Origin of the sequence: Rhodoligotrophos defluvii, assembly GCF_005281615.1 — a bacterium.
GTDB classification, from domain to species: domain Bacteria; phylum Pseudomonadota; class Alphaproteobacteria; order Rhizobiales; family Im1; genus Rhodoligotrophos; species Rhodoligotrophos defluvii.
The window spans coordinates 36759-50020 of the sequence record NZ_SZZM01000010.1; the positions used below are offsets into that span (position 1 = coordinate 36759).

General features: G+C 64.9%; 13 protein-coding genes. 2 read left to right on the forward strand and 11 right to left on the reverse strand.

The window, feature by feature from the left end; translation table 11 throughout:
* Positions 1-19: 19 nt before the first annotated feature.
* The gene (locus E4P09_RS25295) at positions 20-709 is read right to left on the reverse strand and encodes a pyroglutamyl-peptidase I (protein ID WP_137392447.1); all 690 of its coding nucleotides are present in this window, start codon (positions 707-709) and stop codon (positions 20-22) included.
* Positions 710-795: 86 nt separating this feature from the next.
* Between E4P09_RS25295 and E4P09_RS25300 the strand changes: the two genes are divergently transcribed.
* Both E4P09_RS25300 and panB read left to right on the forward strand, forming a co-directional pair.
* The gene (locus tag E4P09_RS25300; RefSeq protein ID WP_137392448.1) at positions 796-1365 is read left to right on the forward strand and encodes an NnrU family protein; all 570 of its coding nucleotides are present in this window, start codon (positions 796-798) and stop codon (positions 1363-1365) included.
* 14 nt (positions 1366-1379) lie between these two features.
* Complete coding sequence (panB, locus tag E4P09_RS25305; protein ID WP_137392449.1) at positions 1380-2198, forward strand: 3-methyl-2-oxobutanoate hydroxymethyltransferase; 819 nt, start codon at positions 1380-1382, stop codon at positions 2196-2198.
* A gap of 292 nt (positions 2199-2490) precedes the next feature.
* Here the strand turns inward: panB and radA are convergent, their stop codons facing one another.
* From radA to rpsR, 10 genes are all read right to left on the reverse strand, one after another.
* Positions 2491-3927 carry a DNA repair protein RadA gene (gene radA / locus E4P09_RS25310; protein ID WP_137392450.1) on the reverse strand — a complete coding sequence of 479 codons (1437 nt, stop codon included), beginning with the start codon at positions 3925-3927 and terminating at the stop codon, positions 2491-2493.
* A 74-nt stretch (positions 3928-4001) separates the two neighbouring features.
* Positions 4002-5027, reverse strand: coding sequence for a zinc-binding alcohol dehydrogenase family protein (locus tag E4P09_RS25315; protein ID WP_137392451.1), 1026 nt, complete (start codon positions 5025-5027; stop codon positions 4002-4004).
* Positions 5028-5043: 16 nt separating this feature from the next.
* Positions 5044-5820, reverse strand: a complete 777-nt coding sequence (locus E4P09_RS25320) for an ABC transporter ATP-binding protein (RefSeq protein ID WP_137392452.1) — start codon at positions 5818-5820, stop codon at positions 5044-5046.
* 14 nt (positions 5821-5834) lie between these two features.
* Positions 5835-6605, reverse strand: a complete 771-nt coding sequence (locus tag E4P09_RS25325) for an MlaE family ABC transporter permease (RefSeq protein WP_137392453.1) — start codon at positions 6603-6605, stop codon at positions 5835-5837.
* Between the two features lie 169 nt (positions 6606-6774).
* On the reverse strand, positions 6775-7974 hold the full coding sequence (alr, locus tag E4P09_RS25330) for an alanine racemase (RefSeq protein ID WP_137392454.1): 1200 nt from the start codon (positions 7972-7974) through the stop codon (positions 6775-6777).
* Between the two features lie 13 nt (positions 7975-7987).
* A complete protein-coding gene (locus tag E4P09_RS25335) occupies positions 7988-9493 on the reverse strand; it encodes a replicative DNA helicase (RefSeq protein ID WP_137392455.1) in 1506 nt (501 codons plus the stop codon).
* Between the two features lie 195 nt (positions 9494-9688).
* On the reverse strand, positions 9689-10945 hold the full coding sequence (locus E4P09_RS25340) for a cyclopropane fatty acid synthase (RefSeq protein ID WP_137392456.1): 1257 nt from the start codon (positions 10943-10945) through the stop codon (positions 9689-9691).
* 244 nt (positions 10946-11189) lie between these two features.
* Positions 11190-11780 carry a 50S ribosomal protein L9 gene (rplI, locus tag E4P09_RS25345; RefSeq protein WP_137392457.1) on the reverse strand — a complete coding sequence of 197 codons (591 nt, stop codon included), beginning with the start codon at positions 11778-11780 and terminating at the stop codon, positions 11190-11192.
* 38 nt (positions 11781-11818) lie between these two features.
* Complete coding sequence (locus E4P09_RS25350; protein ID WP_137392458.1) at positions 11819-12799, reverse strand: DUF2232 domain-containing protein; 981 nt, start codon at positions 12797-12799, stop codon at positions 11819-11821.
* Between the two features lie 81 nt (positions 12800-12880).
* Positions 12881-13123 (reverse strand): 30S ribosomal protein S18, encoded by a 243-nt coding sequence (gene rpsR, locus E4P09_RS25355; RefSeq protein ID WP_137392459.1) that lies wholly within the window; start codon positions 13121-13123, stop codon positions 12881-12883.
* Positions 13124-13262: the final 139 nt, after the last annotated feature.

Here is a 13262-nt window from a genome sequence, read left to right on the forward strand (position 1 = left end):
GACATTGGTGTATCCAGGATTAAATGTGGACCTTCTCCGTGCTTGTCACAAGATGCGCTTGATTTCGCCAACAATCTGTGACGGTCCGCAGGCAACAACATGCGCCGCGCCACAGAATTTCCTTGGAAAACAGCAGCGCCGTATCAGCCAACGGCGTCTCGAATGCCGGAACGTGGATGAAGCCGGCCATGGCAGGGGCTAGGGAGGGAATATATCCGCCAATGATCAAGTAGAACACGAAGTTGCAGAGATAGCTTCCGGCGTCGTCAGAGAATTTTGCCGGAATGCCTTCAGCCTCGAGAGCCGCGCGAATAGCATCCAGAGGCAGGCCGCTCGGTAGAATCTCCGCGGCACCGGCGCGTATGGTTCCCTCGGCAAAGACCTGGCCTGCCGTGTCAGCAAGCGCCTCGCCGCAGCGGTTGCGAGCGATCCGCTCCAGGGTGAATGCGGTTGCCTTGCGGCTCAAGCCGAAGCACAGCACGATATCCGGCTGAATATCCCGGCCAAGCCGTGCAAGCACGTCCGGCGCCTCGCCATAGGCGCAAGGAATGACCGCGGCGTGGATGTCCGCCTCAAGCCCTGCATGGCGCGTCTTAAGCATCTCCACCAGATGCTCCGTCGGGTTGACCGGCGCGGTTGGAAACGGCGGAAACCCGGTGACCAGAATCCGCGGCGGCCCGTCGCCGCGTTTCGGCGCCTCTTGCCCCATGGTGATCAGTCGAGAACTCCTCTAATAATTCGGTCCGCACAAGACTCGCCCTTTGCTCGCGCATCCGCAACCGAAAGCGTCATCCCATGTCTCTTCTGATCCTCGGCCTCGTCCTGTTCTTCGGCGTGCATCTCGTGCCTTTCACCCCGGCCAAAGCCGCGCTCCGGGCGCGCCTGGGCGAAGGCCCCTACAAGGGGGGCTTCGCGCTGATCGCCGCGGTGGGCCTCATCCTGATCATATGGGGCTTCGCCTCGACCCGCGGTACGCTCGATGAAGCCGACATGCTTTACTACCCGCCGGCCTGGGCACGCCACGCCACCATGGCGCTGGTGCTTCTGGGGTTCATCTGCCTCGGCATCTACCTGCACAAGGGCCGGCTGAGGCTGTGGCTGCGCCACCCCATGGCGCTGGCCATCATCTTCTGGTCGGTCGGCCACCTCATCTCCAACGGCGACAAGCCGGGTGTGATTGTATTCGGCGCCTTCCTCGTTTATGCCTTGCTGGACATCGCCGTCGAGACCGCGCGAGGCACCCGGCCGGACTTTGTTCCCAAGCCAAGGCACGACATCATTGCACCCCTGGCCGGGATCATTATGTACGCGGCGATGCTGTTCCTGCATCCCTATCTGTTCGGGGTGCCGGTGATAAACATGTGAGGAGGCTTTGGCCGATGTCCGTCCACCGTCCCGTGAAGCGTCTCACCGCGCCCGACATCCTCGCCCGCAAAGGCGGCGCCCCGATCGTGTCCCTTACCTGCTACCACGCCCACACGGCCGCCTTGGCCGACCCATACGTGGATTTCCTGCTGGTGGGCGACTCACTCGGCATGGTCATGCATGGCTATGAGACCACGCTGCCCGTGCCCCTGGAACTCATGATCATGCATGGCCGCGCCGTGGTGCGCGGCTCCAAGCGCGCGCTGGTAATCGTGGACATGCCCTTCGGGTCATACGAGGAAAGCCCGAGCGTAGCCTTCCGCAACGCCGCACGGGTCATGAAGGAAACGGGCTGCGGCGCGGTCAAGCTCGAGGGCGGACGCCGCATGGCGGAGACGATCCGCTTCCTCACCGAGCGCGGCATCCCGGTGATGGCCCATATCGGCCTGACGCCCCAGTCGATCAACGTGCTCGGCGGCTTCAAGACGCAAGGGCGCACCCGCGATGCGTGGGCCGCCATCGAGGAGGATGCGCGCCAGGTCGCCGATGCGGGCGCCTTCGGCATCGTGCTCGAAGCCATGGCCGAGCCGCTGGCGGCGCAGATCACCAAGGCCATTCCCATCCCGACCATCGGCATCGGCGCCTCGGCCCAGTGCGACGGCCAGGTGCTGGTGATGGAGGACATGCTGGGCTTGACCCCGCGCGTGCCGAAATTCGTCAAGAAGTTCGGCCGGGTCGGCGATGCCATCGAGGCCGCCATCAGCGAATATGCCGAAGCGGTGAGCAATCGCAGCTTTCCGGGCCCCGAACACACCTATGAGGTGAAGGACTGAGCGCGCATGCCTAGAGCGTATTCGCTTTTCATGGAATCGCGAAACCGCTCTAAGCTATTGTCTGGTCGCATTTTCTTCACGCGAACCGGTGCCCACTTCGCTCGAAAATGCTCTAGAGTGCTTCCGCTTTTCTCCGAATCGCGGAAGCACTCTAAGTTCTTGTGTGGTCGCATTTTCTTCACGCGAACCGGTGCCCACTTCGCTCGAAAATGCTCTAGCGGCATCGCGGGCGAGGACAAGAAGATCGCCAACTCACCGACCGCGGCAAAGGCAAAGTGACGGGCAGAGCCGGTCATGCTCCGGCGATGGACCGGGCAGGGGCGGGCCCGGCTTCCCGCGGACGGCCAGTGGCAGGGCCGAAGGACTGAACCCAGCGGACAAGGCTCCTCAGGTCCGGCGGGGCGTGCAGGGCAAGTGGCGGATTGCGCTTCCACTCGGACTTGGCGGCTTCCGGCACCACGGCCGTCTTGAAGCCAAGCTTGGCGGCCTCCTTGAGCCGCGCCTCGCCCTGGGCGACCGGACGAAGGGCCCCGGAGAGGGCGACCTCGCCGAAGAGGACACTGTCGGCGGGAAGGGCGGCCCCGAGCAGCGAGGATACCAGCGCCGCCGCCACGGCCAGATCGGCCGCCGGCTCGCGTATGCGCAGGCCGCCGGCCACGTTGAGATAGACATCATAGCCGCCGAGGCCGACGCCACAGTGGGTATCGAGCACGGCGAGGATCATGGCAAGCCGGCTGCCGTCCCAGCCCACCACCGCCCGCCTGGGCGTTCCCAACGTCGAAGGGGAGACCAGGGTCTGCACCTCGACCAGCAGGGGGCGGGTTCCTTCCATGCCGGCGAAGACGGCGGCGCCCGGGGTGGCCGCGCTGCGGTCGCCCAGGAACAGGCCGGACGGGTTCTCAACCTCGGCCAAGCCGCCGTCGGACATCTCGAACACGCCGATCTCGTCGGTGGGGCCGAAGCGGTTCTTCACGGCACGCAGAATGCGGAAGTGATGTCCGCGATCGCCCTCAAAATAGAACACCGCGTCGACCATGTGCTCGATGAGCTTGGGGCCGGCGATCTGGCCCTCCTTGGTGACATGGCCGACCAGCAGCACGGTGGTGCCCCGGCTCTTGGCGAAGCGGACCAGCGCCTCGGTGCCGGCGCGAAGCTGGGACACGGTGCCCGGTGCAGCATCGATCTGCGGAGACCAGATGGTCTGCACCGAATCGACCGCGATCACCGACGGCGACGGCGCATCGCCCAGGGTGGTGAGCACGTCGTCGAGATTGGTTTCCGCCGCGAGCAGCACGGCGGCATCGCTCAACCCGAGCCGCTCGGCGCGCAGACGCACCTGGTCCACCGCCTCCTCGCCGGAGACGTAGACCACCTTCTCGCCGCGGCGGGCGAGCAGCGCCAGTGCCTGGAGAATGAGGGTGGATTTGCCGATGCCGGGGTCGCCGCCGATCAGCACCGCGGAGCCTGGAACAAGACCGCCGCCGGCCACCCTGTCCAGCTCCTGAATGCCCGAGCGCAGCCGGGCCGGCACGGGCGAGGCACCCTTGAGCCCGACAAGCTCGACGCGCCGGCCTTTGCCGGCCCGCGGCCGGACGCCACCCGGCAATGGTGCTGCCGCCGCTTCCTCGACCAGGCTGTTCCAGGCGCCGCAATTGTCGCAGCGGCCCGCCCAGCGCGAGGCGGTCGCACCGCAGGATTGGCAGACGTAGATCGACGAGGCTTTGGCCAAGCGTGCTCCTCCCATTCTTCGGGATCACGCTCTAGATACCCCAATCTCCCCTGGGGTAAAAGGAGAACATCCGGTTATGAACGGAATTCGCCGGCGACCACCACCTTGCCTACCATCTTGCCGCTTTCCACCAGCTGGTGGGCCTGCAGGAGGGTTGCGGCATTGATCGGCTCCAGGGTGCGCGTGAGGGTGGTGCGCACCAGGCCTTCGTCCACCAGCCGCGCCGTCTCGCTCAGGATCTCGTGCTGAACGAGAATGTCGGGCGTCGTGAATTGCGGACGGGTGAACATGTATTCCCAGGCGATGCGCACGCTCTTGGGCTGATAGATCGCCGCGTCGGCCGGCTCGGCATTGGCGACGATGAAGCAGACCGTGCCCTGGGGCGCGATCAGCTCGGCGGCGGGTTTGAAATAGCTGTCGGTCGAGGCGCAGCAGAAAATGGCGTCCACCGTGGGGAAGCCGGCTTGCTTCAGGGCGGGCGCCAGGTCGCGATGGTCGATGACGTGATCGGCGCCCAGCGACCGGCACCATTCTGCCGATTCGGGCCGGGATGCAGTGGCGATCACCGTCAGGCCGGCCAGCTTGGCAAGCTGGATGGCGATGGAGCCCACGCCGCCGGCGCCATTGATGATCAGCAGGCTGCGGTGGGCATTCGCGCCGGGATCACGCGAGAAGCCGATGCGCTCGTGAATGGCCTCCCACGCGGTGAGGGTGGTCAAGGGGAGGGCGGCGGCCTCGGGAAAGTCGAGGCTCGCCGGCTTGCGGGCGACGATGCGCTCGTCGATAGCCACGAGCTCCGCATTGCTGCCATTGCGCGTAACGTCGCCGGCGAAGTACACGGCATCGCCCGGCTTGAACATGGTGCATTCGGGGCCGACCGTCTCGACGATGCCGGCGCCGTCGAAGCCGAGAACGCGCGGCGTGGTGAGCTCTTCCTTCACGCGCAGCCCACGGACCTTGGTGTCGACCGGATTGACCGAGACTGCCTTCACCCGCACCAGCAGGTCCCGAGGGCGCAGCTCGGGTGCGGGCAGCTCCACATCCTGCAAGGCATCGGGATCGGTCAGCGGCTTGGAACGGAACATGCCGATGGCGCGCATTTGTATCCTCCCTCGATCAGGGCTTGAGCACGTCCATCTTTATGGGGCCTTCCGCGCGCCCGTGGATGAACTGCTCGACATATGGGTTGCCGCTGTGGTCAATCTCGGCGGCATCACCCTGCCAGATGATCTTGCCCTTGTAGATCATGGCGATGCGGTCGGCGATCTTGCGGGCCGAGGCCATGTCATGGGTAATGGAGATGGCGGTAGCCCCGAGGCGGCCCACGCAGTCGCGGATCAGGTCATTGATCACGTCGGCCATGATCGGATCAAGGCCGGTGGTCGGCTCGTCGAAGAAAATGACATCGGGATCGGCGGCAATCGCCCGGGCAAGGCCTACGCGCTTCTGCATGCCGCCGGACAGCTCTGCCGGCGAGAGCTCGCCCACCTCGCGGCCGAGGCCGACCTGGCCGAGCTTCTCATGGGCGATCTCCCGCGCCTCTTCCCGCGGCATCTGCTTGCCCTGGATCAGGCCGAAGGCCACATTCTCCCAGACGGTCAGGCTGTCGAACAAGGCGGCACCCTGGAAGAGCATGCCGAACTTGCGCAGCATCTCGTCGCGGGCCTGCCCACGCATTCCCACCGTTTCGACACCGTCGACCTTGATCGAGCCGGCATCGGGGCGGATGAGCCCGAGAATGCATTTCAGGCTGACCGACTTGCCCGATCCCGAGCCGCCGATCACCACCAGAGACTTGCCGCGGTCGACGGCGAGGTCGACGCCGTCCAGCACCGTCTTCGGCCCGAAACTCTTGCGGACGCCCTTCAGCTCGATATGGGGGCTTGCTGCCATGGTGTCATTCAACCTTACGAGAAGATGAGCGAGGTCATGATGTAGTTCACGGCCAGGATGAGGATCGAGGCCGAGACCACGGCATTGGTGGTGGCGCGACCCACGCCTTGCGCGCCGCCGCGGCTGTAGTAGCCCTGGTAGCAGCCCATCACCGCGATGACGAAGCCGAACACCGCCGCCTTGGCCAAGCCCGACAGCACGTCGCCGGGCTCGAGAAAATCGACGGTGCTGCTGATATAGGCGGTGGAGTTGAAACCGAGGCTGCGGGTGCCCACGATATAGCCGCCGAAAATGCCGATGGTGTCGGCGATCGCCACCAGGATCGGCACGGTGATCACCGCCGAGATGATGCGCGGCGCCACCAGATATTTGAACGGGTTGGTCGAAAGGGTGGTCAGGGCATCGATCTGCTCGGTCACGCGCATGGTGCCGAGCTCGGCCGCAATCGCGGCGCTGACCCGGCCGGCGACGATCAGGCCGGTGAGCACCGGCCCGAGCTCGCGGGTGATGCCGATGGCCACGATCTGCGCAACGATGCTTTCCGCATTGAAGCGCGAGCCGCCGACATAGATCTGCAAGGCGAGAGCGGCGCCGGTGAAGAAGGCGGTGAGGCCCACCACGAACAGGGAATTGTAACCGATCCGCAGCATCTGCTCGAGGATCTGCCGGCCGAAGTAAGGCGGGACGGCGGTGTGGAAGACCGCATTCCACAGGAAGATCGACAGCCGGCCGACTTCCTCGCAAAACCGCAGCGTGATCCGGCCGACACTGGCGAGAATGTTCAAGGGCTGAGCCTCACAGACGTGGACACATCCCGCCGGCCCGCAAAGGCCGGCGCAACATGCCGGGACGAAGTTCTCGAAAACGAACCGCTGGCTCGCTCTCACGACTGGGAGAGTTCTATAGCCCGGAGCAGCCCCTGCTCGGAAGAGGCTAATCGCAAAGCCGGTGTGATCAGAGGTCCTGGCGCGAACCGCGGTCCTGGCGCTGATCGTATGGCGAATAGAGCCGGCAGTATCGCGGGCCCAAGGCGGTCAAGACCTCATAGGGGATGGTCTCGGCCCAGCGGGCAAGATCGTCGATGGTGATATGAGGGCCGATCAGCTCGGCGCGACCGCCTCTGCGGGCGAAATCGGGCGGAACGTCAGTGACGTCGACCGTGATCATGTCCATGGAGACGCGGCCCACCACGGGGGCAAACTGGCCGCCGATGAAGATATGGGCACGTTCGGACCGGCTCGAACCACTGAGGCAGCGGAAGAAACCGTCCGCATAGCCCACGCTGATGATGGCGATCTGCGCGTTGCGCTCGGAGCGCCAGGTGGCACTGTATCCCACGCTTTCGCCCGCCTTGACCTCACGCACGCTGAGCACGGTGCCATAGAGGCTAACCACCTGCTTCATGGGATTGGCGCGATCGGCCAAAGGCTTGCCCCCATAGAGCGCGATGCCCGGCCGGACGAGATCATAGTGGAAATCGGGCACGTTGAGGGTGCCGGCGGAGTTGGCAATGCTGGCGCGTGCATGCGGCAGCATGGCGCGCAGCCGGTCGAACGTGGCCAGTTGCTCACGGTTCATGGGCGCGTTCGGCGTATCGGCGCAGGCGAGATGGCTGATGATCAAGGTGATCCGGAACGCGCCGAGATCCTTGTGGCTCGCGGCCAGGCACTCGACCTGGGCACTGGTGAGGCCGAGCCGGTTGATGCCGGTGTCCACGTGGATGCCGGCGGGCAGCCGCCTGTCCTGATCGCGGCAGAACTGCGCCCACTCGCCGATCTCCTCGATGGAAGAAAGGATCGGCTGCAGGTTATGCTGGGCGAGATAGCCGGCGCTACCCGGCAACAGGCCACCGAGGAGGTAAATGGTCGCTTCCGGCAAGGTCTGCCGCAGCTTGGCGCCTTCGCAAGGCAGAGCCACGAAGAAGGTGCGGCAGCCCGCAGCCCACAAGGCCTGGCTCACCGGAATCATGCCGAGCCCGTAGGCATCTGCCTTCACCGCGGCGCCGCACTCCGTCTGGCCGACCCGGCCGGCGAGATAGCGATAATTCGCCTGGATAGCACGCAGATCGATCATCAGCGTGCCTCCGGCAAGCTCGGAGGACGGCTCATCCGCGTCCGGCGACGGATTCTCTTGAAGGTGCTCGGTGTCACTCATCAGCGCAGTTGGATCACTCAAATCGTTCTGGGAGATATTCATTCGCGATATGATTTTGAAATTTTGTCAGGCTTGCGTCGAAATACAGCTGAATTGTGCCGGTGGGGCCGTGCCTCTGCTTTCCAATGATGACCTCGGCAAGACCGGTCACCTTGTTCATGGCGTCCTGCCATTCGAAATGTTCCGGAGTATTCGGCTTCGGTTCCTTGCGTTGGAGATAATATTCCTCACGATAAACGAACATGACAACGTCAGCGTCCTGCTCAATCGAGCCTGATTCGCGCAAATCTGCAAGCTGAGGCCGCTTGTCATCCCGCTGCTCGACTTGGCGTGAGAGCTGCGAGAGTGCGAGCACCGGCACATCCAGTTCCTTGGCCAAGGCCTTAAGGCCGGTCGTGATCTCGGTTATTTCCTGCACCCGCCCTTCGGCCGAACGCCGCGAGGAACCGGCAAGCAGCTGAAGATAATCCACAACGACGAGGCCCAAGCCGCGCTGCCGCTTGAGCCGGCGCGCCCGGGCCGCGAGCTGGGCGATGGTGAGGCCGCCGGTGTCGTCGATATACAAAGGCAGGGTCTGCATCTCCTGGCTGACCGCCGTCAGCCTGCGGAATTCCTCCTCGGTGATCTTGCCGCGGCGGATGCGCTCGGATGGGATCTCGGCCTGCTCGGACAGAATACGGGTGGCGAGCTGCTCGGCCGACATTTCCAGGGAGAAGAAGGCCACGACGCCGCCTTCCAGCACCCTTTCGGTCCCGTCCGCCACCCGCTCCGAGCGGTAGGCGCGGGCGACGTTATAGGCGATGTTGGTGGCGAGCGCGGTCTTGCCCATGGCCGGCCGCCCAGCCAGCACGACGAGATCCGATCGCTGCAGGCCGCCCATCTTGGCGTCGATGTCGGTGAGGCCGCAGGAAATGCCGGAGAGACCACCGTCGCGCTCGTAAGCTGCCGCCGCCATATCGATGGCCTCGGTCAAGGCTTCGCCAAAGCCGCGGAAACCCTTGCCGTAGCGCCCCGTTTCCGCCAGCTCGTACAAGCCCTGTTCCGCTTCCTCGATGAGCTCTCGCGGGCCGATGTCGACAGGGGCGTCATAGGATGCGTTCACCACATCGGTGCCGATCTCGATCAAGCGCCGCCTGACGGCCAGATCATAGATGGTGCGCCCGTATTCCTGCGCATTGATGATCGTGGTGGCCGATGCCGCGAGCCTGGCGAGGTAAGCCGGCCCACCGATCTCGGCCAAGGACTGGTCGCGATCAAAAAAGGTCTTGAGGGTGACGGGCGAGGCAAGCTTGCCCGCGCGCACCAGGCGGAAAATCGCCTCGTAAATGCGAGCGTGGACAGGCTCGAAGAAGTGCTCGGGCTTGAGAAAATCCGCCACCCGCTCGCAGGCCTCGTTGTTGACCAGGATCGCCCCGAGCAGGGCCTGCTCAGCCTCGATGTTGTGAGGGAGCGACCGGTATGCCAGTTCGTTGCCGGCCGGATGCGGATCGATGCTCGAATAGGTCTGGGCGCGTTCCATTTAGCCTAGTTACCGTAAGGGAGAGGGCTTGCGGAGCATCAGATTGAGACCTCGCCCCGCCTGTGCGCACTATCCACAGAAGCGGGTGACCCGCGGGTCACAACGCCCGACGATTCGCAAAGCCGCTTACTTTTTCAGAGAGCGTGACATGATTGGCGCAGCCGCGCCAGGCGGTGATCGCTTTGGCACGGCACTTCACTCGGCCGGGACGGAGACCAAGTGACGTCCATCGATCTCGCGACGCCGCAGCCGCCGTTCCTCCTCGATCATGTAGTCGCGAGTCATGGGCAGGCTGTGCTGGCTCTTGGTGAACTGGATCTGGAAATTGTTCATGCCCTGAAAGCGGAAGGCCGTCTCGGAGGCGGCCAGATAGAATTCCCACATGCGGCAGAACCGCTCGTCATAGAGCGCCTTGGCGCGGTCCCAGCTCGCCAGGAAGCGGCGGCGCCACTCCCGCAGGGTCTCCGCGTAGTGGAGCCGCAGGATCTCGATATCGGTGACGTAGAGGCCGGTGCGCTCGATGACGGGAACGACTTCGGACAGAGCGGGTATGGCGCCGCCCGGGAAGATGTATTTGGCGATCCACGGATTGGTGGCACCGGGACCGTCGGAGCGGTTGATCGAATGCAGCACCGCCACGCCGTCCTCGGTGAGCAGCTCGCGCACGGTCTCGAAGAATTCCGTATAATGGCCGACACCGACATGCTCAAACATGCCGACGGAAACGATGCGGTCGAACCTGCCGGTCAAGCTGCGATAGTCCTGCAGCAGGAAGCGGACGCGGTTCGACAGGCCGCGGCTCGCGGCACGCTCGTTCGACAGCTTGAACTGCTCTTCCGACAGGGTGACGCCCGTCACCTCCACCTCGGCGATCTCGGCGAGGTAGAGGCCGAGGCCACCCCAGCCGGAGCCGATGTCGAGCACCCGCTGGCCGGGCTTGAGGTAAAGCTTGGCGGCCAGATGCCGCTTCTTCGACAGCTGCGCCTCCTCGAGGCTGCTGGTCGGCTGGTCGAAATAAGCGCAGGAATATTGCCGGTCGCGATCGAGGAAGAGATCGTAGAGCGTGCCGTTCAGGTCATAGTGGTGGGCGATGTGGCGCTGGGCGCGCCCGATCGGATTGTGCTGGTGGAAGCGCCGCAAGCGGTAGCGCAGCTGACCCCAGAGGTTCAGCCATTGCGGATACCGTCGCTTTTCCAGATTGGCGAAGACCAGCGCGAGGAAGTCATAGATGTCGCCCTGCTCCATGCGGAAGGTGCCATCCATGTACACCTCGCCGAGGCGAAGCTCGGGGTTCAGGGAAAGCTTACGGTATACGGATGGGTCGGTGATGCGCACCACCACCGGCTCTCCGGTATCGTCGCCGAAACGGTGAGAGCGCCCCTTGGCGTCGATCAGAACGAGCGTGCCAGCACGGACGATGAAATCCAGCACATGATTGAGGACCGACAGCACCGGAAGCTCCTTCTCCAGCGCCTGTGTGCCGTCACATTCACGCCAGCCGCCGGAGCAACGAAGTTCAACCCCGCTAGCAATTTAATCATGTCGGTTTCGCAACGGCAACCAGGGCGACATGCTCAAATCTCAGACCTGCCAGGACGATAGCGGAGATCTGTAAATTTTCACCTCTTCCTGCCGGAGTGAGAAGCTTCGTTCCGGTGCTGATCCCCGCGCCCAAGGGCGGGCGCGGGGCATGGTCTCATTCGCGCTCGGGGGTGGCGGCCGCTTCCATCTCCTCGGTTGCCGCCTCGATCTCGTCAAAGCCGGCCGCTTCCATGGCCGCAAGCCGCTCGTCCACCGGAATCGCGAGATTTTCGCCGCGGGCCTGGGCGTCCGCCTCGTCCGCCGAACGGGCGACATTCAGGGTGACCGTGACCGGCACTTCCGGGTGCAGCGCGATGCGCACCTGGGTCATGCCGATCGTCTTGATGGGGTGATCGAGCACCACCTGGTTGCGCACCACCTCGGTGCCGGTCTCGGCGGTGATCACCTCGGCGATGTCGCGGGTGCTGACCGATCCATAAAGCTGGCCCGATTCGCCCGCCTGGCGAATCACCACGAAGGTCTTGCCGTCGATCGAGGCCGCCTGCTGCTCGGCCTTCGACTTCCGCTCCGCATTGCGCTGCTCCAGCGTCTCGCGTTGGGCCTCGAAGCGCTTCTTGTTCTCCTCGCTGGCGCGCAGCGCCTTGCCTTTCGGCAGGAGATAGTTGCGCGCATAGCCGTCGCGGACCTTTACGACATCGCCCATGGCGCCGAGCTTTTCGACCCGTTCGAGAAGAATGACATGCATGTTCGGTGCTCCTGTTCTTTTCCGAATATTGAAGATGGTCAGGTTGTAGTCGGCGGTCCGCCCTGGCTTGGACCAACAGCCGGCCGCATCAGCGTCTGGGCTATGCCCAGGCCGGAGAGGGCAAGTACGACGAGCCAGTTGAACACGATGATGGTCGCGTAAAGCGCGCCGAGCAGCAGCGGGCGCGAAGCCATGCCCAGCGTGCGCTTGTGGATCGTGGCCAGCCCGACGATGGCAAAGGCGGTCAGCAGCAGCGCAACGAAGACCTCGCCGATGAGGCCTATGGTGCCGGGGAGGAGAGCGGCGATCAGCGCGGCAAGCGGCGCCAAGGCGGCGCTGCGCGGAAAGGCAAGGGCGCTGAAGGGCGCCCATGGCCGCAAGGTTCGTCCGGACATGACCACGATCCGCGCGGCGAGATAGAGATTGACGAGGGAGGCGATCAGCCAGAGCACCCCGGATGCCGGCGGCATCAGCCGTACGAACAGATCGACCAAGGCGGCGCGTTCCGCTTCCGTGCCGGCCGGACCGCCCGGCGCCGGCTGGGCGGCGAGGACACGGTTGATGGCCTCGCGCAGGGTGGCCCGGAAGCTCTCGGCGTCGGGCCCGAGCATCAGGATGGTCGCGGTGATGAGGAGGCCGGCAACCAGCGCCGTCCACAGCACCAGCCGCCCTTCGGGATAATAGTCGCGGCCGCCCGCCACGGGCGCGCCCTCATGGTCGACCGCCTCGGTGGTATCGCGCGAGAGCAGGGCCACGTAGCTGATCAGCGTCGGCGCAATTCCAACGCTCAGCAGAAACAGGAGGCCCGGCCGCAAGCCCGCGGCGAAGGCCATGGTCGCCGTGCCGGTGAGGGCGCCGATACCGGCAGTCACCGCACCCCAGCCGAGCCCCGCGATGAATAGGGGGAGGGGGGCGAGATAGAGCAGCACGATCGCCAGCAGCGAATAGCTGATGACGGTGGAATAAAGCGCGGCGGCCGCAAGGCCTGCCCCTATGCCGACAAGGATCGTGCTCTGCATGGTCCGGCTGTCCCGCTGATGCGGTTAGAGGCGGCTTTCTCGACACCGCCCCAACCCAATCTCCGGCTTTCGCCGCCGGAGCTACTTGATGACGTAAGGCAAAAGGCCCAGGAAGCGGGCACGCTTGATGGCCTTGGCGAGCTCGCGCTGGCGCTTGGCGGATACCGCGGTGATGCGGCTGGGCACGATCTTGCCGCGCTCGGAGACGAAGCGCTGCAGGAGCCGCACGTCCTTGTAGTCAATGATCGGCGCATTGGTGCCCGAGAACGGGCAGGTCTTGCGGCGGCGGAAAAACGGCCTGCGGGCCTGTGCTTGCGTGGACATCAGAGGGCCTCCTCACGGCTGCGGCCGCCATCCATCCCATCGCGGCCTCCACGGGCGCGGGGCGCCCCATCGCGCGCAGCGCCGTCACGCGGAGCGCCCTCACGCGGGGCTCCGTCGCGGCCTCCCCGCGGCCCGCGCG

Bases quoted from the DNA above. Each gene is read 5' to 3' on its own strand.
- panB (WP_137392449.1), top strand. From the start codon at position 1,380: ATGTCCGTCCACCGTCCCGTGAAGCGTCTCACCGCGCCCGACATCCTC.
- E4P09_RS25295 (WP_137392447.1), bottom strand. From the start codon at position 709: ATGGGGCAAGAGGCGCCGAAACGCGGCGACGGGCCGCCGCGGATTCTG.
- rplI (WP_137392457.1), bottom strand. From the start codon at position 11,780: ATGCATGTCATTCTTCTCGAACGGGTCGAAAAGCTCGGCGCCATGGGC.
- E4P09_RS25350 (WP_137392458.1), bottom strand. From the start codon at position 12,799: ATGCAGAGCACGATCCTTGTCGGCATAGGGGCAGGCCTTGCGGCCGCC.
- E4P09_RS25315 (WP_137392451.1), bottom strand. From the start codon at position 5,027: ATGCGCGCCATCGGCATGTTCCGTTCCAAGCCGCTGACCGATCCCGAT.
- alr (WP_137392454.1), bottom strand. From the start codon at position 7,974: ATGAGTGACACCGAGCACCTTCAAGAGAATCCGTCGCCGGACGCGGAT.
- E4P09_RS25300 (WP_137392448.1), top strand. From the start codon at position 796: ATGTCTCTTCTGATCCTCGGCCTCGTCCTGTTCTTCGGCGTGCATCTC.
- E4P09_RS25320 (WP_137392452.1), bottom strand. From the start codon at position 5,820: ATGGCAGCAAGCCCCCATATCGAGCTGAAGGGCGTCCGCAAGAGTTTC.
- rpsR (WP_137392459.1), bottom strand. From the start codon at position 13,123: ATGTCCACGCAAGCACAGGCCCGCAGGCCGTTTTTCCGCCGCCGCAAG.
- E4P09_RS25335 (WP_137392455.1), bottom strand. From the start codon at position 9,493: ATGGAACGCGCCCAGACCTATTCGAGCATCGATCCGCATCCGGCCGGC.